Origin of the sequence: Brevundimonas diminuta (genome assembly GCF_022654015.1) — a bacterium.
Lineage (GTDB): Bacteria > Pseudomonadota > Alphaproteobacteria > Caulobacterales > Caulobacteraceae > Brevundimonas > Brevundimonas diminuta_C.
In genome coordinates this window covers 2,329,225-2,353,914 of the sequence record NZ_CP073063.1, presented here as the reverse complement: position 1 = coordinate 2,353,914, position 24,690 = coordinate 2,329,225, and the positions used below count along the sequence as shown (strand labels likewise).

The window sequence follows — 24,690 nt, the reverse complement described above, 5'->3', positions numbered from 1 at the left end:
CGAACGTCCAACCCTTTGGTGCTCCGCGACAGGACCGAAGCCCTGGAAAGGCGGGGCGTATAGGCGAAAAGGCGGGAACTGGCAAGGATAGCGGGGCGGCTTGGTGAAAAGTGCTAGTGAGCAAGGGGTGAGCGGCGACCGCGCGCTTCAGCTCACTTCTCGCTCACTAGCACTTTTCACCAAGCCCCCTTACACCAGCCCCATGCCGAAGCTGACGTCTGCGGTCGATCCGCAAAGCCAAAAATACAAGTCCCTGCACGCGCACAACAGCGCCCTGGTCGCCGAGTTGCGCGACCATGTGGCCAAGGCCGCGCGCGGCGGGTCCGACAAGTCGCGCGAGCGCCACGTCGCTCGCGGCAAGCTGTTGCCGCGCGACCGGGTCGAGCGCCTGCTGGACCCCGGCTCGCCCTTCCTGGAGATCGGGCAACTGGCCGCGCACGACATGTATGACGGCGAGGCCCCGGCGGCGGGCGTCATCGCCGGCATCGGTCGGGTGTCGGGCCGCGAGGTCATGATCGTCTGCAACGATCCGACGGTGAAGGGCGGCGCCTATTTCCCCATGACGGTGAAGAAGCACCTGCGTGCGCAGGAGATCGCCGAGCAGAACCGCCTGCCGTGCGTCTATCTGGTCGACAGCGGCGGGGCCAATCTGCCGCACCAGGCCGAGGTGTTTCCCGACCGCGACCATTTCGGCCGCATCTTCTTCAACCAGGCCCGGATGAGCGCCAAGGGCATCGCCCAGATCGCCTGCGTCATGGGCCTGTCCACCGCCGGCGGGGCCTATGTGCCGGCCATGTCGGACGAGACGATCATCGTCAGAAACCAGGGGGCCATTTTCCTGGCCGGCCCGCCGCTGGTGAAGGCCGCAACCGGCGAGGTCATTTCGGCGGAGGAACTGGGCGGGGCCGAAACCCACGGCCGTCGCTCGGGCGTGGTGGACCACGTCGCCGAGAACGATGAGCACGCGCTGGAAATCGTGCGCTCCATCGTCGCCAATCTGAACACGACCAAGACCGTCGAGATGGATGTGCGCGAACCGCGCGCGCCGGCCTTCGACGCGGAGGAACTGTACGGCCTGATCCCGGACGACGTCCGCGCGCCCTATGATGTGCGCGAGATCATCGGCCGGCTGGTGGACGGGTCGGAGTTCGTCGAGTTCAAGAGCCTGTACGGCTCGACACTGGTGTGCGGGTTCGCGCGCATCTGGGGCTATCCGGTCGCCATCCTGGCCAACAACGGCGTGATCTTTTCCGAGAGCGCCCAGAAGGGCGCGCACTTCATCGAACTGGCCTGCAAGCGCAAGATTCCGCTGCTGTTCCTGCAGAACATCTCGGGCTTCATGGTCGGCGGTAAATATGAGGCGGGCGGCATCGCCAAGGACGGCGCCAAGCTGGTCACGGCCGTGGCCTCGGCCGAAGTGCCCAAGTTCACCGTCCTGATCGGCGGCAGTTTCGGGGCTGGAAACTACGGCATGTGCGGTCGGGCCTATTCGCCGCGCTTCCTGTTCACCTGGCCCAACAGCCGGATCGGGGTCATGGGCGGCGAGCAGGCCGCCAGCGTGCTGGCCACCGTGCACCGCGACGCCGACACCTGGAGCGCAGACGACGCCGAGGCCTTCAAGGCGCCGATCCGTCAGAAGTATGAGGACGAGGGCAATCCCTATTACGCCACCGCCCGCCTGTGGGACGACGGCGTCATCGATCCGGCCCAGACGCGCGACGTGCTGGGCCTGGCCATCAGCGCCAGCCTGAACGCCCCGATCCCGGAGACGACGTTCGGCCTGTTCCGGATGTAACCTATTGGTCCGCGCCTCGTTGTGAGCGGACACGCAGTTTGGAGACCCCCATGGCCGATCAACCGACCGAAGCCGACCTGAACGCCCTGGACGTCACCGACGCCGAGGCGGCCGAGATCAACAGCATCGCCCAGCCGCTGGTGCCCGATGCGGCGCCGGACGCCGACGACGATCTGGTGCAGATCGATTCGACCACCGACGGCGTCGTCTTCGTCACCATCAACCGTCCGGCCAAGAAGAATGCTTTCGACGGCGCGACCATCGCGGCCCTGCATGAGGCGTTCGAAACGCTGCATGGCGCGGACCGGGTGCGGGCCGTCTTCATTCGGGGGGCGGGCGGCACCTTCAGCGCCGGGGCCGATCTGAACTGGATGCGCGACGCCGCCGGCTGGTCCGAGAGCGACAACCGCGACGACGCCATGGGACTGGCGAAAATGCTGAAGGCCCTGCACGACATTCCCGCCCTGACGGTGGCGGTGGTCGAGGGCAACGCCATGGGCGGCGGAGCGGGCATCGTCGCCGCCTGCGACATGGCCGTGGCGGTCGAGGGGGCGCGCTTCGCCTTCTCCGAGGTCAAGCTGGGTCTGATCCCGGCGACCATCGCCCCCTATGTGATCGAGGCCGTCGGCGCGCGCCGCGCCCGCCAGCTGTTCCTGACCGCCAACGCCTTCGACGCCGACTACGCCGCCCATGCCGGCCTGATCGATCTGGTCCTGCCCGAGGGATCGGTGGACGAGTTCATCTCGATGCTGAGCGACAGTCTGACCAACAATGCGCCGGGCGCGATGGGCAAGGCCAAGCGTCTGGTCAACGACATCGCCCACCACAAGATCGACAACGGTCTGATGGACGAAACCGCCAAACGCATCGCCCGCGCCCGCGTGTCGGACGAGGGCCGCGAGGGCGTCGCCGCCTTCCTGGAAAAGCGCAAGGCCAGCTGGACGGTTTGATTGCGCTGATCGGTCGCCGGAAACGGCGGCCGATTTCAGGCGTAGTTGAAGCTGATCGAAATCCGGTCGGCCTTGGCCAGATTGGTCGGCACTTCGTGCCGCAGCCAGCTTTCCCACATCAGCACCGTGCCGGCCTGAGGCTGCAGATAGACGAACGGCCGCTCGGCCTCGCTCGCCTCATCCGTCACCGACGGGCGGGCCATCATGAAGGGCAAGCGGGGGTCTTCCAGCTTCAGCGATGAGGCCCCGTCTGGCACGTCGATATAGACGGTGCCCGACAGGAAGGCGTGCGGGTGGATGTGACCCGTATGGCCGCCGCCCGGCTTCAGGATGTTGACCCACAGATTGTCGAGGCGGGGTTTGCGCGCCAGGTCGAAGTTCAGAGCCTTGGCGTAGGCGACGGCATGGCGATCCAGGTGGCGCTTCAGCTCGGCGAACTCCGGGAAGCGTTGGGGCAGGTCGTTCAGTGATCCGTAGGAGGTGTAGCCGCGATAGGCGTTGGCCTTGCACCAGCGGCGGCCGGCCTCGTCCTCCTCGGCCATCATCCGGATAACGTCGATCAGCTGTGCGTTAAAGTCGGACCAGCCACGCCCTTCGGCGAGGGAGGCTTCATAGACCTGGGTGACGAAGAGGGGGCGCAGGGACATGGAAGGGGCTTAACGCCTGCCGCGTCGCGTGAGAAGGGTCGTGCTCTGCCTCTCGCCTGATGCGCACGATCCGGCTAAGACCGCTTCATGTTCAAGTCCGTCCTTGTCGCCAATCGCGGCGAAATCGCCTGCCGTGTCTTCCGCACCGCCAAGCGGATGGGGATTCGCACCATCGCCGTCTATTCCGAGGCGGACGCCGACGCCCTGCATGTGCGCGAAGCCGACGAGGCGGTGCTGATCGGTCCGGCGGCGGCGCGCGAAAGCTATCTGGACGGCGCCAAGGTGCTGGCGGCGGCCAAGGCGACCGGCGCAGAGGCGATCCATCCCGGATATGGCTTCCTGAGCGAGAACGCCGACTTCGCCGAGGCCGTCGCGGCGGCGGGCCTGATCTGGATCGGGCCGGACCCGTCCTCGATTCGCGCCATGGGCCTGAAGGACGCGGCCAAGGCGCTGATGATCCAGGCCGGGGTGCCGGTGACGCCGGGCTATCAGGGCGCAGATCAGTCGGAGGAAACCCTGACGGCCGAGGCGGCGCGGATCGGTTATCCGGTGCTGATCAAGGCGGTCGCGGGCGGCGGCGGCAAGGGGATGAAACGGGTCGATGATCCGGCCGATTTCGCCGCCGGTCTGGCCAGCGCCAAGCGGGAAGGGGCTGCGGCCTTCGGCGACGACCGGGTTCTGATCGAACGCTACATCACCCGTCCGCGCCATATCGAGGTGCAGGTGTTTGGCGACAAGCACGGCGAGGTCGTCCACCTTTATGAGCGTGACTGTTCGCTGCAACGCCGCCACCAGAAGGTGATCGAAGAGGCGCCCGCGCCCGGCATGAGCGATGACGTGCGCGCCGCCGTGACCGGGGCCGCGATCAAGGCGGCCCGGGCGGTCAACTACGTCGGGGCCGGCACGATCGAGTTCATCGCCGACGCCTCGGACGGGCTGAAGGCGGACGGCGTCTGGTTCATGGAGATGAACACCCGGCTGCAGGTCGAACATCCCGTGACCGAGAGCGTGACGGGCGTCGATCTGGTCGAATGGCAGTTCCGCGTCGCGGCGGGCGAGCCGCTGCCGCTGAAGCAGGATGAGATCGAGCTGAACGGCTGGGCCATGGAGGCGCGGCTGTATGCCGAGGATCCCGCCAATGGCTTCCTGCCCTCCATCGGCAAGCTGGAGCACTTCGTCATGCCGGACGGGATCCGCGTCGATACCGGCGTGGAGCAGGGCGGCGAGGTCAGCCAGTTCTACGATCCGATGATCGCCAAGCTGATCGTGCACGAGGACACGCGCGAGGCGGCGGCGGCGCGTCTGGCCGAGGCGGCGGGCGAGGTCGAGGTCTGGCCGGTCAAGGCGAACGCCGGCTTCCTGAAACGGTGCCTGGAGCACCCACGCTTCGTCGCCGGCGACGTGGACACGGGCTTCATCGCGGCGGAGGAGGCGGCGTTGCAGCCGCAGCCGTCCGACGAAGCAACGCTGGCGGCCCTGACCCTGATTGCAGAAGCAGCGGCGGATGCGGTCGAGGCGCGTTCGGACCGGTTCAGCCCCTGGGGCGGTCAGCCGGGTTTGTCCTATGGCGTGCGCCTGAATGCGCCGGCGCAGACGACCGTCTGGGCCCATGTCGACGGTCAGGGCGTGTCCGCTGCGGTGACGCCGGTCGAAACTGGCTGGCGCGGTTCTCAAGGCGAACTGGCTCACGTCGGGTTTGACCAGGTTCAGGCCGGGGATCGCCTGTTCGGCTATCAGGCCGTCGACGACAGTTTCGTCCTGTTCGTCGATGGCGAGGCGCGTCGCGTCACGCCTTATCGCGCTGCCGTGGGGTCGGGCGCGGGCGCGGTGTCGGACGGTTCGCTGCGCGCGCCCATGCCGGGCAAGATCGTGGCTACGCCGGTCAAGGCCGGCGATGCCGTGACGAAAGGCCAGCCGGTCGTGGTGCTGGAAGCTATGAAGATGGAACACGCCCTGACCGCGCCGTTCGACGGCGTGGTGGAAAGCGTCGCGTCTCTTGGCGATCAGGTCGTCGAGGCGGCCGTGCTGGCGGTGGTGAAGGCGGACTAAAGCCCCACGCCGCCGATCGGGCGTGTCACGACCGTATCGCCCCATAGCGCGATCAGGCCGAGCGCCGGACGCATCACTCTGGATTCGCGGATCGTGTTGAACCAGGCGTCGTGTGAGGCCTTGCTCATCCAGACCTCTGTGACGAGCAGGGCGTCGGCGTCATTCACGTCGTGCGCCACGACGTAGCTGTGGCAGCCTGGTCGCTTCACATTGGGGTCCAACAGGCAGAGGCCCAGTTCGTCGCGGCGGCCGGGATGGGCCGTCAAGCGGGTAATCAATCCGTACATACTGGTCCTAAACGCGCTGGGCGAACTGAGCGGCGCGCGATCATGACTAACCCCTTTAGATTAAGAATCTGGCCAATGCGCCTAAGGGGCACTACGTGGGCGCCATGCCGCTTCACATGATCAAGCTGGGCGTCGGGGTGCCGGACGTCGAATGGCTGGAGGCCCGCGCCGCCCGGGGCGGGGCGCTCGTCGTCCACACACGCATGACGCCGAAACGGGCGCCCGAGATCGAGGACGGCGGCTCGCTTTACTGGGTGGTGAAGGGGACGATCGTCTGTCGCCAACCGGTGCTGGACATCGCCACCTTGGGCGAGGGCAAGCAGAGCCGATGCGAGATCACGCTCGAGCCCAAGGTCATCCGCACGGCGCCCATGGCCCGGCGACCCTTCCAGGGCTGGCGCTATTTCGAGCCCAAGGATGCGCCGGTCGATCTGACCGACCTCGACGCCGGCGAGGCCCCGGAGGAACTGGTGCGTCAGCTTCGCGAACTGGGCGCCTGGTAGCCCAAGCCCTCAAAGTTTTTGGGAGTTGACCCCGGCGGGTCGGCGTGGCCTGTGCCGCGTCCGATGATCGCGCTCAGCCCCCAGACCCGTACCGCCTTCCGCGACCTGCTGAACCTGGCATGGCCGGTCATCCTGGCGCGTATCGGCATCATGACCATGGGCCTGACCGACGCCATCGTGGTGGGCAACTATTCCAGCCAGGAGCTGGCGTTCCATTCGTTGGCCTGGGCGCCGACGTCCATCGTGGTGACGACGGCGGTGGGCCTGATGCTGGGCGTGCAGGTGATGACGGCGCGGATGCTGGGCGAGGGGCGTCGGCACGCTGTCGGCTCGGTGCTGCGTCGCGGCCTGACCTATTCGTTGCAGATCGGCGTGGTGTCGATGATCGCCCTGATCGCCATCGGCCCGTGGGGGCTTGGCAAGCTGGGGCTGGAGGATGGTCTGGCGGAGGGCGCCGGGCCTGCCCTGATCGTCTTCGCCCTGTCCATGCCCTTCTATCTGATCTCGGTGACGGGCCAGTTCTTCCTGGAGGCTCTGGGCCGGCCCAAGCCCGGCATGGTCGCCATGTGGGTGGCGAACGGGGTCAATCTGGTGCTGAACATCGTGCTGGTGCCGGACCTGCTCGGCTTTGGCTTCGACGGCGCCTTCGCCTCGGCCTGGGCGACGTTCGGGGCGCGGGCGGCGCTGGCGATCTTTCTGGTGATCTACATCCTGCGTCTGCCCGAGGCGCGGGTGCTGGGCATCTTCGACAAGCCCGAGCGCGATCCCGAGGCCGCGCGCGAGCAGGTCAAGGTCGGCCTGGGCGCCGGGGCCTCCTACTTCATCGAGGTCGGGGCCTTCTCGGGCTTCACCTTCTTCGCCGGTCAGATCGGCACGGCGGAGACGGCGGCCTGGGCGGTGGTGCTGAACGTCTCGGCGATCGTGTTCATGCTGCCCATGGGTCTGTCGTCGGCGACGGCGGTGCTGGTGGGCCGCAGCTACGGCGCCGGCGACGGGCGAGGGGTGTTGCGCGCCGGGCTGGTCGGGCTGGGCGTCGTCACGGCTTTGACGCTGGTGGTCGCCCTGCTGGTATGGCCCAGCGCCCATCTGATCGTCGGGGCCTATAATCGCGATCCGGCGCTGCTGGCCATCGCTGCGCCGGCCCTGGTGCTGGCGACTCTTTTCTTTGTGGCGGACGGCATTCAGGTTGTTGCGGCCCAGGCCAACCGCGCGGCGGGCGACGTCTGGTGGCCCACCATCATGCATTTCGCCGCCTATGGGGCGGTGATGATGCCGCTGGGCTGGGTGCTGGCGCATCAGATGGGCGTCAACGGCCTTGTCTGGGCGGTGGTGATCGCCAGCCTGGCGTCCTCGACCCTGCTGACCGGGCGTTTCATCCGTATTGCGCGCCGTCTGCCGCAAGGCGTTTGAGGAAACCGCGCCGCCGCTCTATATCCCTGCGCTTCCCCGAACACCTGGACGATCATGGCCCGCATCCTCATCACCTCGGCGCTGCCCTACATCAACGGCATCAAGCACCTGGGGAATCTGGCGGGCTCGATGTTACCGGCCGACGTCTGGGCGCGGTTCAAGCGGGCCCAGGGGCATGAGGTCCTCTATATCTGCGCCACCGACGAACACGGCACCCCAGCCGAGCTGGCCGCCGCCGCGGCCGGCCAGGATGTGCGGACCTATTGCGACGAGCAGCACGAGATCCAGAAGGCCGCCGGTCAGGCGTTCGGCCTCAGCTACGACTGGTTCGGCCGGTCGTCTAACCCGCAGAACCATCGGTTGACCCAGCATTTCGCCGAGGCGCTGGAGAAGAACGGCCTGATCGAGGAGCGGGTAGATCGGATGATCTATTCGATCGACGACGCCCGCTTCCTGCCTGACCGCTATGTCGAGGGAACCTGCCCCCACTGCGGCCATGTCGGCGCGCGCGGCGATCAGTGCGACAACTGCGGACGCCTGCTGGATCCGACCGACCTGATCGATCCCTATTCGTCGGTGTCGGGCTCCAAGAACCTGGAGGTGCGCGACACGCGTCACCTCTATCTGCTCCAGACCAAGATCGAGCCGGAGATCCGCGCCTGGGTCGACGGCAAGACCGGCTGGCAACAGCTGGCCAAGTCCATCGCCTACAAACATCTGGACGAGGGGCTGATCGACCGGGGCATCACCCGCGACCTGGCCTGGGGCGTGCCGGTGACCAAGGACGGCTTCCCGCGCCCGGGCATGGAGGACAAGGTCTTCTACGTCTGGTTCGACGCCCCCATCGAATACATCGCCGCGACCGAGGAATGGGCCGAGGCGACGGGCGGGTCATGGCGTGACTGGTGGCGTCTGGACGAGGGGGCTGAGGACGTTCGCTATGTCCAGTTCATGGGCAAGGACAACGTCGCCTTCCACACCGTCAGCTTCCCCGCGACCATCATCGGCTCGGGCGAGCCGTGGAAGACGGTGGACCAGCTGAAGGCCTTCAACTGGCTGAACTGGTACGGGGGCAAGTTCTCCACCAGCCAGAAGCGCGGCGTCTTCATGGATCAGGCACTCGAGCTTCTGCCGGCCGATTACTGGCGCTGGCGCCTGACGGCCTACGGGCCGGAGCACGCGGATTCGGCCTTCACCTGGGAGGACTTCCAGGCTTCGACCAACAAGGACCTGGCCGATGTGCTGGGGAACTTCGTCAACCGCATCGTCAAGTTCGCCGAGTCGAAGTTCGACGGCGTCGTGCCGGAGGGCGGCGAACCCGGTCCGGTGGAGATCCAGCTGGAGGCCGACATCAAGGCCGCCGTCGCCGAGGCGACCGAACAGCTGGAGGCGATGGAGTTCAGAAAGGCCGCCGTCGCCATCCGCGCCGCCTGGGTCCTGGGCAACGAATATCTTCAGGTCGCCGCGCCCTGGACGGCGCTGAAGACCGATCGCGACCGCGCGGCGGTGGGGGTGCGCACGGGGCTGAACCTGGTGGCCCTGTTTGCGCGTCTTGCTGCGCCGATCCTGCCCTTCACTGCGCCCAAGATCGCGGCGTCGGTTGGGGTGGAGGACCTGAGCTGGCCTGGCGCCGACGAGGATTTGCTGAACAGTCTGCCTGTGGGCGGCAAGGTGGAAGCTCAGGGCGTATTGTTCGCCAAGATCGAGGACGCCCAGGTCGCCGAATGGTCCGAACGCTTCGGCGGCGCGGACGCCTGATCCGAAGGGGATAAGCGATGACGCCGACCCTGACGCCCCTGACCGAGGCAGCGCGCGCCGCCATTCGCGAACGGTTGGCGCACACGGGGCGGGCGCAGATCGACGGCGTCCTGGCCCCGGCGGACGCGCAGGCGCTCTACGACGCGGCGACGCGCGCCGACTACAATGTCGTGACGCGACGCGGGACCGGTCATGTCGATCTGCCCGCCGCCTGGCTGGCTTCTCTGACGCCGGATCAGAAACAGGCGCTGGGTCAGGCGGTGCAGGTCTCGGCCCAGACCGACTTCCAGTATCTGTATGACAATCACCCGATCTACGATCTGGTCCAGGCGGGGCAGGCGGCGCCGATATGGTCCGATCTGTCGGCCTTCCTGAACGGCGAGGCGTTCCTGGGTCTGATGCGGGACGTGACCGGCGAGCCTCGGCTCGCCTTGGCCGATGCGCAACTGACCCGCTATCGCGCCGGCCATTTTCTGACTGAGCATGACGATCACGCCGAGGGCAAGAATCGCTTCTTCGCCTATGTGCTGAACCTGACGCCGGCCTGGCGAATCGAGTGGGGCGGCCTGCTGGCCTTCCATGGCGCCGACGGCAATGTGGCGGAGGCCTTCACGCCGCGCTTCAACACCCTGAATCTGCTGAAGGTGCCGACGCCCCATTCGGTGACGCAGGTCGCCCTGTCGGCGGCGGCGGACCGGATTTCGGTCACCGGTTGGCTGCGCGGTCGCTGATCAGTCCTGCTCGGCGAACACGACGGGAAGCCCCGCCGCATTCCAGGCCTGGATGCCGCCGGTCAGGTTGAACAGCGGCTGGCCCTGAGGACCCGTCGGGCCGACGAAGGCGCAGACCTGATGGCTGCGGCCGCCCTTCAGGCATTGGACGATGATCTTCTTGTCTGCCGGAAGGTCCAGCGCCTCCCAGGCGGCGGGCATCTGGCTGAGCGGCGCCAGGATCGCGCCGTCGATGCGGGCGGCGGCGAATTCGTCCGGCTCGCGCACATCGATCAGCACCGCTTCGCCGGCCTGCAGCCAGGCGGCGGCCTCTTCGACGGTGACCGTGGCGACGGTCATGGCGCGACCGTCGGTTCGGCGGGCGCCGGCGTCGGGCTGTCCTCGGTGCGCTTCTGGCCCAGGTGCTTTGCCGCTTCCTCGGGACCGATCTCAAGGAAGGCCGGGGCCGAGGCGTTGAACTCGTCCATATGGCCGGTGCGGACCACCACCTGACGGGCGCCGTCCCAGATCATATGCAGGGCGACATATAGAACGACGACCAGGCCGATATAGCCGATCCAGCTGAAGCGGTGCAGCAGCTTGGCGATATAGGTGGCGGCGACGCCCATCAGGGCGATCGACAGCACCAGGCCGAAGACCATGATCCAAGGGTGTTCGTGCGCGGCGCCGGCGACGGCCAGCACATTGTCCAGCGACATGGTGATGTCGGCGACCATGATCTGAATCAGGGCGGCGCCGAAGCTCTTGCGCTTGATGCCCAGTTCCTCGGGCGACGGACCAGAGCCGTGCTCGATGCTCATGGCCAGTTCGAGTTCCTTTTCGGCCTCGGCCTGGTCGTGCGTCGCCTGCTCGCGCAGTTCACGCCACATCTTCCAGCACACCCAAAGCAGCAGCAGGCCGCCGGCCAGCAGCAGGCCGACCAGGGCCAGCAGTTGCACGGTGATCAGCGCAAAGCCGATTCGCATGACGACGGCGGCGGCCAGGCCGATCAGAATGGCCTTCTTGCGCTGGTCCTGGGGCAGGGCGGCGGCGGCCAAGCCCACGGCGACGGCGTTGTCGCCGGCCAGGACCAGATCCATCAGCAGGACCTGGCCCAGAGCCGTGGCCTGGCTGGCGAGTTCGGGAGACGAGAGGAATTCCATTTCCGCTCCTTAGCCTCGGTGCGGCGTTCTGTCAGCCGCGTTGCGCGCGCGCCGCTTCATAAAGCGCGACCGCCGCCGCATTGGACACGTTCAGGCTCTCGAATCCGCCCGGCATGGGGATCTTGGCCAGGACGTCGCAATGTTCGGCGACCAGGCGACGGATGCCATCGCCTTCGGACCCCATGACCAGAACGGTCGGCTGATGATCAAGCGCCTCCTCCAGCGTCTGTTCGCCCGTTCCGTCCAGGCCGACCGCGCGCCAGCCCAGATCGGCCAGCCGCTCCAGCGCACGGGACAGATTCGTGACGCGCGCATGGGGCAGGCGTTCGGTGGCGCCGACGGCCGCCTTGGCCAGGGCGCCGGCGAGGGCCGGAGCGTGACGGTCCTGAACGATGATGCCCCGCGCGCCGAACGCCAGGGCCGATCGGAAGATGGCGCCGACGTTCTGCGGGTCGGTCAGCTGATCCAGCATGACGATGACGCCCTCAGCCGGCTCGGCCAGCTCTTCCAGCGACACGCCTTCCAGCGGCTGGACCTTGAAGGCCAGTCCCTGATGCACGGCGCCGGGGGGCAGCATACGGGTCAGGGCCTGGATTTCGACCACCTCGATCCTGTGGCCGTTTGCGAGAGCATTGTTCTCGATCTCGGCGGCGCGCTCGGCCGTGGCCAGCAGACGACCCATGCCGCGACGGGCGGGATTCGCCAGAGCGGCCAGAACCGGGTGGCGCCCCCACAGAAAATTATCGGCGTCCGACTTGCCCCGATCGGGCGAACGGGGCTGACGAGGGGTTTCCTCGCGCCGGCCAAACCCTTGCGCAGCGGGCCTTTGGCCCTTGTCGCGGGGGCCGTCGGGACGGTTTCCGAAGACCGGTTTTTTACCGCTTTTACGGTCGTTGCGTTCTGATTTCGACGACACTATAAGACGCCCTCCGATTTGGAGCCCCAAGGGCTTTCGGGTCTGGGCGCCTCCTCTATCCTAGAGGAGGCGACAAGCCGAAGGCTTTTGTTTCGTCCCGCTTCTTTATGGGCGGAAACGAGGGGTCCGACGGTTCGACAAGGCGCGCTGGGGGAATGTCCCGAGTGGCAAAGGGGGGGGACTGTAAATCCCCTGCGTAAGCTTCGAAGGTTCGAGTCCTTCTTCCCCCACCACGCGCCTTGACGGATACGACGGATCAGGACGACGGAGAGGAACCGGCTGCGGCGTTCCGAAAGAACTTCCGCAGTCTCCGCGCGGGTATAGCACAATGGTAGTGCAGCAGCCTTCCAAGCTGAGGATGTCGGTTCGATCCCGTCTACCCGCTCCAGGTTTTTAAAAAGATCAGCATCGCGCCCCTCCGCTGACGGACCCGGGCCATCAGGAGTTTGGCCATGGCCAAGGAAAAGTTCGAACGGACGAAGCCGCACTGCAACATCGGCACGATTGGTCACGTTGACCACGGCAAGACGACGTTGACGGCTGCGATCACGATGACGCTGGCGAAGGCCGGCGGCGCGAAGGCGATGAACTACGCCGACATCGACGCTGCGCCGGAAGAGAAGGCGCGCGGCATCACGATCAACACCGCGCACGTGGAATATGAGACGGCCAACCGTCACTACGCCCACGTCGACTGCCCCGGCCACGCCGACTATGTGAAGAACATGATCACCGGCGCCGCGCAGATGGACGGCGCGATCCTGGTGGTGTCGGCCGCTGACGGCCCGATGCCGCAGACCCGCGAGCACATCCTGCTGGCCCGTCAGGTCGGCGTGCCGGCCCTGGTGGTCTTCATGAACAAGGTCGACCTGGTCGACGACGAAGAACTGCTGGAACTGGTCGAGATGGAAGTGCGCGAGCTGCTGAGCAGCTACCAGTTCCCCGGCGACGACATTCCGATCACCAAGGGTTCGGCCAAGGCCGCGACCGACGGCGTGAACCCGGAAATCGGCGAACAGCGCGTTCTGGCCCTGATGGAAACCGTCGACGCCTACATCCCGCAGCCGGAGCGTCCGGTCGACCTGCCGTTCCTGATGCCGGTCGAAGACGTGTTCTCGATCTCGGGCCGCGGCACCGTGGTCACGGGCCGCGTCGAGAAGGGCATCATCAAGGTCGGTGAGGAAGTCGAGATCGTCGGCATCCGTCCGGTCCAGAAGACGACCTGCACGGGCGTGGAAATGTTCCGCAAGCTGCTGGACCAAGGTCAAGCGGGCGACAACGTCGGCGTGCTGCTGCGCGGCACCAAGCGTGAAGACGTCGAGCGCGGCCAGGTGCTGTGCAAGCCGGGCTCCATCACCCCGCACACCAAGTTCCTGGCCGAAGCCTACATCCTGACCAAGGAAGAAGGCGGTCGTCACACCCCGTTCTTCACGAACTATCGCCCGCAGTTCTACTTCCGCACGACGGACGTGACCGGCATCGTTCAGCTGAAGGAAGGCGTCGAGATGATCATGCCGGGCGACAACGCCGAGCTGAACGTCGAACTGATCACCCCGATCGCGATGGACCAGGGCCTGCGCTTCGCCATCCGTGAAGGCGGCCGCACCGTCGGCGCCGGCGTCGTGGCCAAGATCATCGCCTAAGCTAAACGGCCTCAAGCCGCGCGCCTCCGCGAGGCGCGCATAGGCCAAAGACAAAGTAGCGTAACAGAACGGCCCCCGGAGCAATCCGGGGGCCGTTTTGCTGTTTGGGAAACCATACACGCCCGCAACGGGCCGGACGCTCGGGCGTTGAGATCGTCTGCCCAACAGCCAAGGTTCACGATGCGTCTGATCTCGTTGCTTGCGTGCCTTGTCGCCCTGTCGGCCTGCGCCACCCATCCCGGCAAGGTCGATCAGGTCCGGTTCGCCAAGGACGCCGAACCCGTGTTGGCGGTGACCGAAGCCGGGACGGTGCGTGGCGTCGAGGGGGCGGGGACGCGAGCGTTTCTGGGCGTGCCGTTCGCGGCGCCGCCGGTCGGCGAGCGGCGCTGGCGCGCGCCGCAGCCGGTTCAGGCCTGGCAGGGCGTGCGGGATGCGACGCGGATCGGTGCGGACTGCACCCAGGCGATCGGGCGTCGTTCGATCCTGGGCGGCGGCGGCGGGATCGTCGTCGGGTCAGAGGACTGTCTGTATCTGAACATCTATGCGCCGGGCGGAGACGCGGCCGAGGCGCGGCCGGTGATGGTCTATATTCCGGGCGGCGCCTTCACCGTGGGGGCGGGCGCCAACTACGATCCGTCGAAACTGGCGCGCGAGCAGGGGCGGGTGGTCGTGACGATGAACTATCGGCTCGGCGCGCTGGGCTGGCTGGCGCATCCGGGGTTTCAGGCGACTGGCGAAGGCTTCGGCGGCAACTTCGGCCTGAGGGATCAGCAGGCGGCGCTAAAGTGGGTGCATCGAAACATTGCGGCCTTCGGCGGCGATCCGGGCGACGTCACCCTTTTTGCCGAGAGCGCGGGCGCGTGGACGGCTTGTTACCTGATGGCGTCGCCGCAGTCGGAAGGCCTGTATCAGAGGGTCATCATGCAGAGCGGCGGATGTCTTGAGCCGTCGTCCCTGGTCCGGGCGCAGGACGCGGCCCAGTCTGGGCCGATGTTCGCCGAAAGGCTGGGCTGCACCGCCGAGGATCAGATCGCTTGCCTGAAGGCCCTGTCGGCCTGGCGGCTGTCGCGGGCGGCGTCATTGAGGGCGGGCATCAACGGGCCGGGGTCATGGGGACCGGTGCACACGGACGCCACTGTGCCGGAGAACCCGGCCGTCGCGATCCGCGAAGGGCGGTTCACGCGCGTGCCCGTCCTCGTCGGGACGAACCTCGATGAGGGGCGGCTGTTCGCCAACGAGGTGCAGGACATGGATCGCTATCAGAAGGAGACGATCTGGATGTATGGCGACCAGGGCGAGCGAGTGTTGGCGCGCTATCCGGTGGGTGAGGACGGGCCCGCCTATGCCATCGCTGCCAACTTCACGGACCAGAGGTTCGCCTGTCCTTCACAGGCCTTGCGACGCCTTTTGGCCCAGCATGTGCCGGTGTGGGGCTATGAGTTCGCGGATCGCGGGGCGCCGTTCGTGCTGCCCGACTGGATCGTCGGTCTGGACCTGGGCGCCTATCACGCCAGCGAACTGGCCTATGTGTTCGGAACGCGCTGGGTGTTCGCAGATCCCAAACGGTTCACGCCTGAGCAGAAGGCGCTGTCGGAGCGGATGCAAAGGCTGTGGGCGACGTTCGGCCGTTCGGCCTTCGCCGCCGAATGGCCCCGCGTCGAGGGTGCGGGGCCGGTGCGGGTTTTCAAGCCGGAGGGCGATGTCATGGACGACGGCTTCTTTGAGCGTCACCACTGCGACTTCTGGGATGGGACGCCGTTCGGCGCCGTCCACTAGATAAAGCGGACGGTGACGCCCGGCTTGACCTTGTCGGCCAGCATCCAGGCGTCCCAGTTGGTCAGGCGCACGCAGCCGTGCGAGGCCGTCTTGCCGACCAGATGCGGATCCGGCGTGCCGTGGATGCCGTAGCTGGGTTTGTTCAGATCGATCCAAACGACCCCCACCGGATTGTTCGGGCCGGGTTTGACGACGACCTTCTTCTTGCCGTCGCCATAGCTGAGTTTCGACGGGTCGTAGGTGTAGTCCGGATTTCGCGCCACGCCGTTGACCTTGACCGTGCCGGTCGGGGTGGGATTGTCGCCGCTGCCGATGGTGGCGGGGAAGTAGGCGATCAGCTTGCCGTCGGCGTCGAACGCCTTGACCGAGCCTTCGCTCTTGTCGACGTCGATGTGGTCCACGTCGGCGGGCAGGGGGGCGGTGTTGACGGCGGGGACAAGCAGGCCCTGGCCGACGCGATTGAAGTCGGCGCCGGGGTTCATGGCGCGCAGCAAGGCCTCGGTGACGTGGAAGCGCTCGGCCAAAGCCTCGACGATATTGGCGTAGCCCATGTGGGCCGCCTGACCCTGAGCTTCCAACTCTGTGGGAACGACGCCGAGGTAAGGTCCGGCCATGTCCTGCTGGGTGATGGTGTAGGTGGTGGTCACCGCGCCTGGTCCGGCGGCGGCGCGCAGTCGGCCCATCACGTCGGCGTTCAACTCGCCATTCACCGTCATGCCGTTGGCCTCCTGAAATGCCGAGATCGCCTGACGCATGTTCGACCCCGCCAGGCCGTCGATCGCGCCGGGTGAGAAGCGGGCGCGCTCCAGAAGAACCTGGGCGCGGATCAGGGCAGGCTGCGGCTGCTGCTGGGCGGCATTCGGGGCGGCGGGCTGGCCCTCTTGCGCGCTAGGCGGCGGCGCATAGGCGGTGTTTTCGATGGCGTCTCGAGAGAGCGGGCCGGTCTGGCCCACTTGCGCGGCCTCGGCCGTCTGCGCCGCTGGGGCGGCTGTTTTGTCTTCCTTCGGCGAACAGGCGCCCAGAGTGAGAACAGCGAGTGCGGCGAGGTAGGCGGGACGGTTCATAAGAGACTTTCGAGACGGTGAGTGCAGGCGGTCGTTATTCAGTTGGGTTCGCCGGTCGCGGGGTCGGTTTCGGTTTCGCCGGAGTTGGACGAATCCTTCGAACCCTTGGGCTCGGTCGCCGGGCGCGGCGGCTGGCCGTCAGCGTCCGGCCGCAGGTTTTCGTTTTCGACGGCTTTGCTGTCAGGGCGTTGATCGGTCATGGTCTTCTCCTTGGGTCATTCAAACGCGCCAGGACGACCGCGGCTCCGTCAACGCGCGTTCACCATGCCGGTGAACCCTGATGAAACGCGCATGGGGCAGGGTGCGGTCTGGAATGGACCTTGCTGCGCAGGGCCCTAAGAGGATGCGTATGGCCGGAATGCTGCAGGTCGAGATCATGGACGCGGCGGCGATGGACGCCGCCGCCGTCGCCCTGTGGCGTGCGTGGACCGCTGGCAATCCCCACCTGGCCAGCCCTTATTTCCGCTGGGATTATGCCGAGATCGCCTCGCGGGTCTGCCCCGGCGCGGCGATCGCCGTCTTCCGGCGAGATGACAAGATCGTCGGCTTCTTCCCGCATCAGCGACGCGGCGGAGCGGTGCAGCCGCTGGGCGCGCCCATGAACGACTATCATGGCGTCATCGCCCCGGCGGACGAGACGATCACGCTGGAAGATGTGGCGCGGCTGTTGAAAGCCAAGCGGCTGAACGTGCCCGGCTGGATCGGCGCGGGCGAGACGGGGCAGCCGCGCGAGACGGTGCAGGTCGCGATGCCCGAGACCGGCTATGACGACTGGTATGCCGAGCGGCGCAAGACCTTCGCCAAATACTTCAAGGACAAGGAGCGGGCGCGCCGCAGCCTGGAGGCCGAACTGGGGCCGATCCGGGTGGAGCGGGGTCTCAGAGATCCTGCGCTGCTGGATCATCTGATCGCCCTGAAGGCGGCGCAGTATCGCCGCTCGGGCCTGCACGACATCTTCGCCTGCGGCTGGACGCGGGATCTGCTGCACGCGCTGATGAGCGAGCCGCGAGAAGGCTTCGGCGCCTCGATGGCGGCCATGCACGCGGGCGACAAGCTGGTGGCGATCGAGTTCTCGCTGCACGCCGGGCGGCATTACCATTTCTGGTTCCCGGCCTATGAGCCGACGCTGGCGCGGTGCTCGCCGGGCATCCTGCTGAGCATGGATACGATGCGGCTGGCGGCGGCCGAGGGCTTCCGGGTGTTCGACTTCGGCTTCGAGGGCGAGACCTATAAGAAGTATTTCGTCAACGCGCGCCAGACGGTGCGCGAGGCCGTGGTGATGCAGCCGGGCGTGACCCAGGCGCTGGGCGACATCACGGTGGCGGCGTTGAACAGGGCGGGCGGACGTGGCGAGGCGGTGCGGGCGTCCCTGCGTCGGCGCTGGGCCACCATCGAAGCCTGCGAGGCGACGCCGGTCGGGCGGCTGAGGGGCGCGGCGGTCGCCGCACGGTCGGCTGTCCAGAAAGCGACCGCCAAGAAGAAGACGCCGGCGCGCGTCGCCCACGTTTGAGGATATCGGCATGACCCAACGTCGCACACGCTATCCGGGCCCGATCGCCGAGGCCAAGACCCATGCCCACACCCTGATCGAGCAAGGGTTCGCCGAGGATGCGGCGCTGGCCGCGGTGCTGGATCGCTATCCGGCTGAACTGTTCGACATCAACCTGTATGACTACGACGATGAGGGTCAGGTGTCGTTGCGCACCGGCGCACGTGGGCGGCTGTCAGGCGAGGAACTGCTTGAGGCGATCAAACAGGGTCGGCTTTGGGTCAATCTGCGTGGTGTCGAGACGGGTTGGCCCGAGCTGTGGGCGGCGGCGATGAAGGATTTCGCCGCAATCCAGGCGACCTATCCGGGAATGCGGGCAGTGCGGAACGCGGGGCAACTGATCCTGTCATCGCCCAAGGCGCGCGTGCCCTATCATTTCGACGCGGCAGGCGTGGTGCTGTTTCACCTGCGTGGGCGCAAGCGGCTGTTCGTCTATCCCGGCGACGAGGGGCATCTGCCCGAGCGGAACATGGAACAGGTGGTCGCGCGTCAGACGACCGAGGAACTGCCTTACACGCTGGCGTTCGAACAGGACGCGCAGGTCATGGATCTGGAGCCGGGTCGCGCCCTGACCTGGCCGCTCTATGCACCGCACCGGGTGGAGAATCTGGATCGCTTCTGCGTCAGCCTGTCGATGGATTTCCAGACCTGGCCGTCGCGGTTCCGCAACGGGGCGCTGTTCACCAATGCGGTGATCCGCAGCCGGGGAGGGCGGCCGCGCTTCACGGACGGCATGACGACGCCGGAGCTGGCGGCGCGCTGGGCCGCGTCGCTGGCGCTGAAGAAGGCGGGCGCGATGAAGAGCAAGATCGCGAACTTCGAGCGCGACTTCGAGCCGGAGATCGGCGCGGCGGACGGCGCGGGCGCGCTCAACGCGACGTCGTAAGCTCTGGGCGTTAATTCGAGTTCATGACCTCGAGTTAAAATGACTTGGGCGCGGGCGGCGCGCACCTTCTGCTCACATTCGGGAAGGGAACACCGCTATGAAAACCGCACTGATCGCCGCCGCCGCCGTCGCCACCCTGACCGGGTTCGTCGCCGCGCCCGCTTCGGCCGCCGAGGTCGAGATCCGCAACGCCGTCGCCCGCGTGGTGGTCATCGTCGAGGATCGTCAGGATATCGGCGTCGAGGTCACGCAAGGCCAGACGCGCTTGCCGGCCATCCAGGTCCGCCGCGACGGCAATGACGTCAAGATCGACGGCGGCCTGCGCCGTAACGGCATGTGGGGCGGCAACAGCGCCATTCGTGGCTGCAACTCCGGTCGCAGCGATGCGAGCCAGCCGGGGCAGGGCGCGACGGTCGAGGTGCGCGACCTGGGCCGCATCCGTCTGGAAGACGCGCCCTTGATCGTCGTGCGCACGCCGCGCGCGGTGGATGTCAGCGCCAGCGGCGCGGTCTTCGGCTCGGTCGGACGCGGCGCGCGATCGGTCGAGTTGGACAACGGCGGCTGCGGCAACTGGAACGTGGCCAATGTGGACGGCGATCTGGAACTGGGACTCGGCGGCTCGGGCGCGATCCGCGCGGGCACGTCGCGATCGCTGAACGCCAGCGTCGGCGGATCGGGCTCCATCTCGGCCGGAGCGACCGGAGCCCTGAAGGCGGCCGTCGGTGGATCGGGCAATGTCGAGGTGGCCAGCGCCGGCGGACGCAGCGAACTGTCCATCGGCGGCTCGGGCGGTGTGAACGTGCGGCAGGGCCGAATGGACAAGCTGTCGGTCGCCATCGGCGGCTCGGGCGATGTTCGCTACGGCGGCGCCACGCGCGACCTTGACGTGGCGATCGCCGGATCGGGCAGCGTCCGCGTCGCCTCGGCCACGGGATCGGTCTCTCGCTCCGTCGTCGGATCGGGAACCCTGCAGATCGGGCGATAAGACCCGAGCGACGAGAAGGCCCCCGGTCGTGGAACCCCGGGGGTCTTTTCCGGCCAAACAAAAAGCCCCGGCGGATCGCTCCGCCGGGGCTCTTCGCATGGATCAGGTCCGAGACGCTTAGAAGACGCTCAGGACGCTGGAGATGGCCGAGACGCCCAGGTTGGCGCCAGCGCGGTCACGCGCTTGCAGACCGCCGCCGAACGAATAGCGCAGGCCGACCGACCAGGTGTCGACGTCCAGCGAATCGATGTCGGCGCGGGTGTAGGCGGCGCCCACCGAGAACGGGGTGTTCTCGAACTCGTATTCGGCGCCCACGCCGTAGGTCCAGGCGTCGGTGTCGCCGCCCGAGAAGTCGACGTTGTTGTAGGCGACGCCGGCGTTCAGGCGCAGGTTCGGCATGACGTAGAAGGCGGCGTCGGCGCCGACGGTCCAGATGTCGGCGTCCACGTTGTCGGCGGTCGTGTAGGCGACTTGGCCGGTCAGGGTGGCGTTCGACAGATACTTCTGCGCTTCGGCGCCGACGGTCCAGATCGGCTCGTTGCCGCTGCCGATGCCGTTGGCGGCGACGAAGGCGCCGGCGCGGACGTCGGAGGACCACATCTTGGTCAGGTGAGCGGCGGCGGCGCCAGTGACGTCTTCTTCGCCAAAGGCCTTGGTGTAGTCGATCGCGCCGTTCAGGGTCACGGTCCAGTCCTGGGCCGGCAGGGCGACCGAACCGTCAACGGTCCAGACGTCGGCGTCGACGTCGTCGCCGGCGACTTCGATCGACGGATTGGAATAGGTCACGCCGACCGAACCGATGGCGTCTTGGGCGAAGGCCGGGGCGGCGAACAGGGCGGCGGCGGCCGTGGCGAGGAGGATCGTCTTCATTTTTCTTTTGTCCTTAGCAGTCTGCACCCGGATGGGGGTCCGGGGATGGGCGCTGCTATCAGGCTAAGACGAAGCGGAGCAATAAACCGACGTTCGATTGGCCTAGTATGGCAAGGTTGTTGCGCAGCAGCCACGCGTTGCGGCCAGAATGTGTCACGACTTGGCGATCTGTGGGGCAAGTCGTTAACCGCGCGCCGCAGTCGCGCTCATCTATTATAAAGAGGCGTCCAACGCCGCCGACGTCGCCGCCGAATGTATCGTCGCGCCGTGGAGAGCCCTCGACGGAGACCGCGTCGAAATCCTGTGTCAGCCCGGGTTTGCGCGCTTGACGAAATCAGAATCGATAGGCATAAGCCACCACTCTTGTTGGACCGGCTGTGCAGTTCGCTGCAAACGCGGTTCGCAAGAACGACCTAAGTCACTGTTCTTTGCAGCTTCTTGGGATATCAACGGCCTTCGCGGGCAACTGCGTGGGCCGATCGTTTTTGCGGATTTGCGTTCCCTGAGGGCTTTTTGCCCGAAGGCCTTCGGTCTTTGAAATGGTTCACAGGGACGCGGTCCTCCGACCGCATTGGAAGTAAGCACCGATATGGATCAAAGCATCCGCATCAGGCTCAAGGCCTTTGATCACCGCGTCCTCGATTTTTCGACGCGCGAGATCGTTAATACCGCCAAGCGCACCGGCGCGACCGTTCGCGGTCCGATTCCGCTGCCGACCCTGATCGAGAAGTTCACCGTGAACCGCTCTCCGCACGTCGATAAGAAGTCGCGTGAGCAGTTTGAAATCCGCACGCACAAACGCGTGCTCGACATCGTCGACCCCACCCCGCAGACCGTGGACGCGCTCATGAAGCTCGACCTGTCCGCCGGCGTGGACGTCGAGATCAAGATTTAAAGTAGAAAGAGGCGGGATCCGATGCGCACGGGCGTGATCGCCAAGAAGCTGGGCATGACCCGCGTGTTCGCCGATGACGGCGCGCACGTACCGGTCACTGTGCTGCAGCTCGACGGCTGCCAAGTCGTCGGCCAACGTACCCAGGAGCGTGACGGCTACGTCGCTCTCCAGCTGGGCGCTGGCACGAAGAAGGCTAAGAACACCAACAAGGCTCAACGCGAGACCTTCGCCAAGGCGGAAGTCGAACCGAAAGCCTATGTGACCGAGTTCCGCGTCGATGCGGACGGTCTGCTGGACGTGGGCGCCGAACTGTCGGCCGAACACTTCCTGGTGGGCCAGAAGGTCGACATCCAGGGCGAGACCATCGGTAAGGGTTTCGCCGGCGCCATGAAACGCTGGAACTTCGGCGGCCTTCGCGCCACCCACGGCGTTTCGGTCTCGCACCGTTCGCACGGTTCGACGGGTAACCGTCAGGACCCGGGTCGCACGTTCCCCGGCAAGAAGATGGCCGGCCACTACGGCGCCGAAACCGTCACCACCCAGAACCTGACCGTCGTCCGCGTGGACGCCGAGCGTGGCCTGATCCTGATCAAGGGCGCTGTCCCCGGTCACGACGGCAGCTACGTCAAGGTTCGCGACGCCATCAAGAAGGCTCGCCCGGCCGACGCTCCGTTCCCCGGCGCGCTGAAGTCGAGCAAGTCTGCTGCTCAATCCGCCTCGACCTCGGCTGAAGAAGCCCCCGTCGAAGCGACCGAAGGCGGTGAAGCGTAATGAAACTCTCTGTCATCCAACTCGACGGCAAGGCTGCTGGCGACGTGGAACTGTCGGACGCCGTCTTCGGCATCTCCGACATCCGCGGCGACATCCTGGCCCGCACCGTCAACTGGCAACTGGCCAAGCGCCGCGCCGGTACGCACAAGGTTCAAACCCGCAACGAGAACTCTCGTACGGGTAAGAAGATGTACAAGCAAAAGGGCACCGGCGGCGCTCGTCACGGTTCGCGCCGTGCACCGCAGTTCGTCGGCGGTTCGCGCGCCTTCGGTCCGATCGTTCGCGATCACGGCTTCTCGCTGCCGAAGAAGATCCGCGCGCTGGCTCTGCGTCACGCCCTGTCCTCCAAGGCCAAGTCGGGCGACCTGATCGTGGTCGACACCGTCTCGGTCAAGGAAGCCAAGACCGCTTCGCTGCGCGAAACGCTCGGCAAGCTGGGCTGGACCAAGGCGCTCATCATCGCGGGTCCCGAAGTCGACACGAACTTCGGCCTGGCCGCACGCAACATCCCGCACATCGACGTGCTGCCGAACGCCGGCCTGAACGTCTATGACATCCTGCGGGCTGACAAGCTGGTGCTGACGAAGGCCGCCATCGAGGCCATCGAAGCCCGCTTCAGCGATAAGGAAGCCGCGTAATGGCCGCTCAACCTACCGCCAAGCACTACGACACCATCCTGGCCCCGGTGATCACCGAAAAGGCCACGATCCTGTCCGAGCAGAACAAGGTCGTCTTCCGCGTCGCCGACACGGCGTCCAAGGACGAGATCGCCGCTGCGGTCGAAAGCCTGTTCAAAGTCAACGTCGTCAAGGTCAACACCCTGGTTCAAAAGGGCAAGACCAAGCGCTTCCGGGGCATCCTGGGTCGTCGCGTCGACATCAAAAAAGCGATCGTGACGCTGGCCGACGGCCAGTCGATCGACGTCACCACGGGGCTCTGATCAGATGGCCTTGAAAACCTACAATCCGACTTCGCCGGGCCGTCGCGCCCTCGTGCTGGTCGACCGTTCGGAACTCCACAAGGGCCGTCCGGAAAAGTCGCTGACCGAAGGCCTGACCAAGTCGGGCGGACGCGGGCAGGGCGGTCGCATCGCGGTCCGCTTCCGTGGCGGCGGCGCCAAGACCCTGTACCGCAAGATCGACTTCAAGCGTCGCAAGTGGGACATGGTCGGCACGGTCGAGCGTCTGGAATACGATCCGAACCGCACGGCCTTCATCGCTCTCGTGACCTACGAGGACGGCGAGAAGACCTACATCATCGCGCCGCAACGCCTTAAGGCGGGCGACACGATCGTCGCGGGCGAAAAGACCGACGTGAAGCCGGGCAACGCCATGCCGCTTCGTTCGATGCCGGTGGGTACGATCATCCACAACATCGAAATGAAGCCGGGCAAGGGCGCCCAGCTGGCCCGTTCGGCCGGCGCCTACGCCCAGCTGGTCGGTCGCGATCAGGGCTACGCCCAGATCCGTCTCGGCTCGGGCGAACTGCGCATGGTCCTGGACGGCTGCATCGCCACGGTGGGCGCGGTTTCGAACCCCGACCACATGAACCAGAACCTGGGCAAGGCCGGTCGTAAGCGTCACATGGGCTGGCGTCCGCACGTTCGCGGCGTCGCCATGAACCCGATCGACCACCCGCATGGTGGTGGTGAAGGCCGGACCTCTGGTGGTCGTACCCCCGTCACGCCGTGGGGTAAGGACACCAAGGGCACTCGTACCCGCAAGAACAAGGCTACGGACAAGTACATCATCCGTACCCGCCACGTTAAGAAGGCTCGCTAAGAATGGCCCGCTCCTCCTGGAAAGGCCCGTTTGTCGACGGGTATCTGCTCAAGAAGGCCGACGCCGTTCAATCGTCGGGCCGCAAGGACGTGATCAAGACCTGGTCGCGCCGCTCCACCATCCTGCCGCAGTTCGTCGGTCTGACGTTCGGCGTCCATAACGGTCAGAAGCACGTGCCCGTGTCGGTCTCGGAAGAGATGGTCGGCATGAAGCTCGGCGAGTTCGCCCCGACCCGGAACTTCCCGGGTCACGCGGCGGACAAGAAGGCCAAAAGGAAGTAAC

The 24,690-nt window shown here is 66.5% G+C and carries 26 protein-coding genes and 2 tRNA genes; 20 read left to right on the top strand and 8 right to left on the bottom strand.

Translation table 11 applies throughout. The features are described 5' to 3' along the window. Window positions 1-202: 202 nt before the first annotated feature. Entirely contained in the window at window positions 203-1,795 is a 1,593-nt protein-coding gene (locus KAK88_RS11770) for a carboxyl transferase domain-containing protein (RefSeq protein WP_242076766.1), read from the top strand. Window positions 1,796-1,845: 50 nt separating this feature from the next. Further along, the gene (locus KAK88_RS11765) at window positions 1,846-2,745 is read left to right on the top strand and encodes an enoyl-CoA hydratase-related protein (protein WP_242076765.1); all 900 of its coding nucleotides are present in this window, start codon (window positions 1,846-1,848) and stop codon (window positions 2,743-2,745) included. 35 nt (window positions 2,746-2,780) lie between these two features. On the opposite strand, the gene KAK88_RS11760 is transcribed toward KAK88_RS11765, so the two are convergent. Next, window positions 2,781-3,392: a TIGR02466 family protein gene (locus KAK88_RS11760; RefSeq protein WP_242076764.1), complete on the bottom strand. Its 612-nt coding sequence runs from the start codon at window positions 3,390-3,392 to the stop codon at window positions 2,781-2,783. A gap of 87 nt (window positions 3,393-3,479) precedes the next feature. Here KAK88_RS11760 and KAK88_RS11755 point away from each other — a divergent pair, with 87 nt between their 5' ends. Further along, entirely contained in the window at window positions 3,480-5,441 is a 1,962-nt protein-coding gene (locus KAK88_RS11755) for an acetyl/propionyl/methylcrotonyl-CoA carboxylase subunit alpha (protein WP_242076763.1), read from the top strand. Here KAK88_RS11755 and KAK88_RS11750 read toward each other — a convergent pair. Next, window positions 5,438-5,728: a putative quinol monooxygenase gene (locus KAK88_RS11750; protein WP_039247635.1), complete on the bottom strand. Its 291-nt coding sequence runs from the start codon at window positions 5,726-5,728 to the stop codon at window positions 5,438-5,440. The two genes, KAK88_RS11755 and KAK88_RS11750, sit on opposite strands and share 4 nt — an antisense overlap. Before the next feature lie 104 nt (window positions 5,729-5,832). Between KAK88_RS11750 and KAK88_RS11745 the strand changes: the two genes are divergently transcribed. From KAK88_RS11745 to KAK88_RS11730, 4 genes are read left to right on the top strand one after another with little or no spacing between them, the layout of a single operon-like run. Next, window positions 5,833-6,231 (top strand): DUF1489 family protein, encoded by a 399-nt coding sequence (locus KAK88_RS11745; protein ID WP_242076762.1) that lies wholly within the window; start codon window positions 5,833-5,835, stop codon window positions 6,229-6,231. Window positions 6,232-6,282: 51 nt separating this feature from the next. After that, complete coding sequence (locus KAK88_RS11740; protein WP_242076761.1) at window positions 6,283-7,641, top strand: MATE family efflux transporter; 1,359 nt, start codon at window positions 6,283-6,285, stop codon at window positions 7,639-7,641. A gap of 54 nt (window positions 7,642-7,695) precedes the next feature. Then, window positions 7,696-9,399, top strand: coding sequence for a methionine--tRNA ligase (gene metG / locus KAK88_RS11735; RefSeq protein ID WP_242076760.1), 1,704 nt, complete (start codon window positions 7,696-7,698; stop codon window positions 9,397-9,399). 17 nt (window positions 9,400-9,416) lie between these two features. After that, window positions 9,417-10,130, top strand: a complete 714-nt coding sequence (locus tag KAK88_RS11730; protein ID WP_242076759.1) for a 2OG-Fe(II) oxygenase — start codon at window positions 9,417-9,419, stop codon at window positions 10,128-10,130. Here KAK88_RS11730 and KAK88_RS11725 read toward each other — a convergent pair whose 3' ends face one another. From KAK88_RS11725 to rlmB, 3 genes are read right to left on the bottom strand one after another with little or no spacing between them, the layout of a single operon-like run. Next, the gene (locus KAK88_RS11725) at window positions 10,131-10,469 is read right to left on the bottom strand and encodes a rhodanese-like domain-containing protein (protein WP_242076758.1); all 339 of its coding nucleotides are present in this window, start codon (window positions 10,467-10,469) and stop codon (window positions 10,131-10,133) included. Continuing rightward, window positions 10,466-11,272, bottom strand: a complete 807-nt coding sequence (locus KAK88_RS11720) for a TerC family protein (RefSeq protein ID WP_066551197.1) — start codon at window positions 11,270-11,272, stop codon at window positions 10,466-10,468. Before KAK88_RS11720 ends, KAK88_RS11725 begins: the two co-directional genes overlap by 4 nt. A 31-nt stretch (window positions 11,273-11,303) precedes the next feature. Continuing rightward, window positions 11,304-12,188 carry a 23S rRNA (guanosine(2251)-2'-O)-methyltransferase RlmB gene (gene rlmB, locus KAK88_RS11715; protein WP_242076757.1) on the bottom strand — a complete coding sequence of 295 codons (885 nt, stop codon included), beginning with the start codon at window positions 12,186-12,188 and terminating at the stop codon, window positions 11,304-11,306. Between the two features lie 149 nt (window positions 12,189-12,337). On the opposite strand from rlmB, the gene KAK88_RS11710 reads away from it, so the two are divergent. From KAK88_RS11710 to KAK88_RS11695, 4 genes are all read left to right on the top strand, one after another. Then, window positions 12,338-12,421, top strand: a tRNA-Tyr gene (locus KAK88_RS11710). 81 nt (window positions 12,422-12,502) lie between these two features. Continuing rightward, window positions 12,503-12,576 (top strand) — tRNA-Gly (locus KAK88_RS11705). A 64-nt stretch (window positions 12,577-12,640) separates the two neighbouring features. Further along, window positions 12,641-13,831 (top strand): elongation factor Tu, encoded by a 1,191-nt coding sequence (tuf, locus tag KAK88_RS11700; protein WP_017506879.1) that lies wholly within the window; start codon window positions 12,641-12,643, stop codon window positions 13,829-13,831. Window positions 13,832-14,011: 180 nt separating this feature from the next. Further along, entirely contained in the window at window positions 14,012-15,607 is a 1,596-nt protein-coding gene (locus tag KAK88_RS11695; protein WP_242076756.1) for a carboxylesterase/lipase family protein, read from the top strand. Here the strand turns inward: KAK88_RS11695 and KAK88_RS11690 are convergent. Together KAK88_RS11690 and KAK88_RS11685 are read right to left on the bottom strand one after the other, a co-directional pair. Further along, window positions 15,604-16,671, bottom strand: a complete 1,068-nt coding sequence (locus KAK88_RS11690) for a L,D-transpeptidase family protein (protein WP_242076755.1) — start codon at window positions 16,669-16,671, stop codon at window positions 15,604-15,606. The two genes, KAK88_RS11695 and KAK88_RS11690, sit on opposite strands and share 4 nt — an antisense overlap. Before the next feature lie 38 nt (window positions 16,672-16,709). Beyond that, window positions 16,710-16,871, bottom strand: coding sequence for a hypothetical protein (locus KAK88_RS11685; protein ID WP_165117191.1), 162 nt, complete (start codon window positions 16,869-16,871; stop codon window positions 16,710-16,712). A 149-nt stretch (window positions 16,872-17,020) separates the two neighbouring features. On the opposite strand from KAK88_RS11685, the gene KAK88_RS11680 reads away from it, so the two are divergent. From KAK88_RS11680 to KAK88_RS11670, 3 genes are all read left to right on the top strand, one after another. Next, entirely contained in the window at window positions 17,021-18,181 is a 1,161-nt protein-coding gene (locus KAK88_RS11680) for a GNAT family N-acetyltransferase (RefSeq protein WP_242076754.1), read from the top strand. A gap of 10 nt (window positions 18,182-18,191) precedes the next feature. Further along, on the top strand, window positions 18,192-19,106 hold the full coding sequence (locus tag KAK88_RS11675; protein ID WP_066626704.1) for a transcriptional regulator: 915 nt from the start codon (window positions 18,192-18,194) through the stop codon (window positions 19,104-19,106). Window positions 19,107-19,203: 97 nt separating this feature from the next. Then, window positions 19,204-20,091 (top strand): GIN domain-containing protein, encoded by an 888-nt coding sequence (locus KAK88_RS11670; RefSeq protein ID WP_045811676.1) that lies wholly within the window; start codon window positions 19,204-19,206, stop codon window positions 20,089-20,091. A 117-nt stretch (window positions 20,092-20,208) separates the two neighbouring features. Here the strand turns inward: KAK88_RS11670 and KAK88_RS11665 are convergent, their stop codons facing one another. Then, entirely contained in the window at window positions 20,209-20,961 is a 753-nt protein-coding gene (locus KAK88_RS11665) for a porin (RefSeq protein WP_242076753.1), read from the bottom strand. 589 nt (window positions 20,962-21,550) lie between these two features. Between KAK88_RS11665 and rpsJ the strand changes: the two genes are divergently transcribed. From rpsJ to rpsS, 6 genes are read left to right on the top strand one after another with little or no spacing between them, the layout of a single operon-like run. Next, window positions 21,551-21,856, top strand: coding sequence for a 30S ribosomal protein S10 (gene rpsJ / locus KAK88_RS11660; protein WP_003164367.1), 306 nt, complete (start codon window positions 21,551-21,553; stop codon window positions 21,854-21,856). A gap of 21 nt (window positions 21,857-21,877) precedes the next feature. Continuing rightward, the gene (gene rplC / locus KAK88_RS11655) at window positions 21,878-22,627 is read left to right on the top strand and encodes a 50S ribosomal protein L3 (RefSeq protein WP_242076752.1); all 750 of its coding nucleotides are present in this window, start codon (window positions 21,878-21,880) and stop codon (window positions 22,625-22,627) included. Continuing rightward, window positions 22,627-23,265: a 50S ribosomal protein L4 gene (gene rplD / locus KAK88_RS11650; RefSeq protein ID WP_017506058.1), complete on the top strand. Its 639-nt coding sequence runs from the start codon at window positions 22,627-22,629 to the stop codon at window positions 23,263-23,265. Before rplC ends, rplD begins: the two co-directional genes overlap by 1 nt. Then, window positions 23,265-23,567, top strand: a complete 303-nt coding sequence (locus tag KAK88_RS11645) for a 50S ribosomal protein L23 (protein WP_017506057.1) — start codon at window positions 23,265-23,267, stop codon at window positions 23,565-23,567. The genes rplD and KAK88_RS11645 overlap by 1 nt, the downstream gene beginning before the upstream one ends. A gap of 4 nt (window positions 23,568-23,571) precedes the next feature. Next, window positions 23,572-24,408: a 50S ribosomal protein L2 gene (rplB, locus tag KAK88_RS11640; protein WP_087119317.1), complete on the top strand. Its 837-nt coding sequence runs from the start codon at window positions 23,572-23,574 to the stop codon at window positions 24,406-24,408. A gap of 2 nt (window positions 24,409-24,410) precedes the next feature. After that, entirely contained in the window at window positions 24,411-24,689 is a 279-nt protein-coding gene (gene rpsS, locus KAK88_RS11635; protein WP_017506055.1) for a 30S ribosomal protein S19, read from the top strand. Window position 24,690 lies beyond the last annotated feature (1 nt).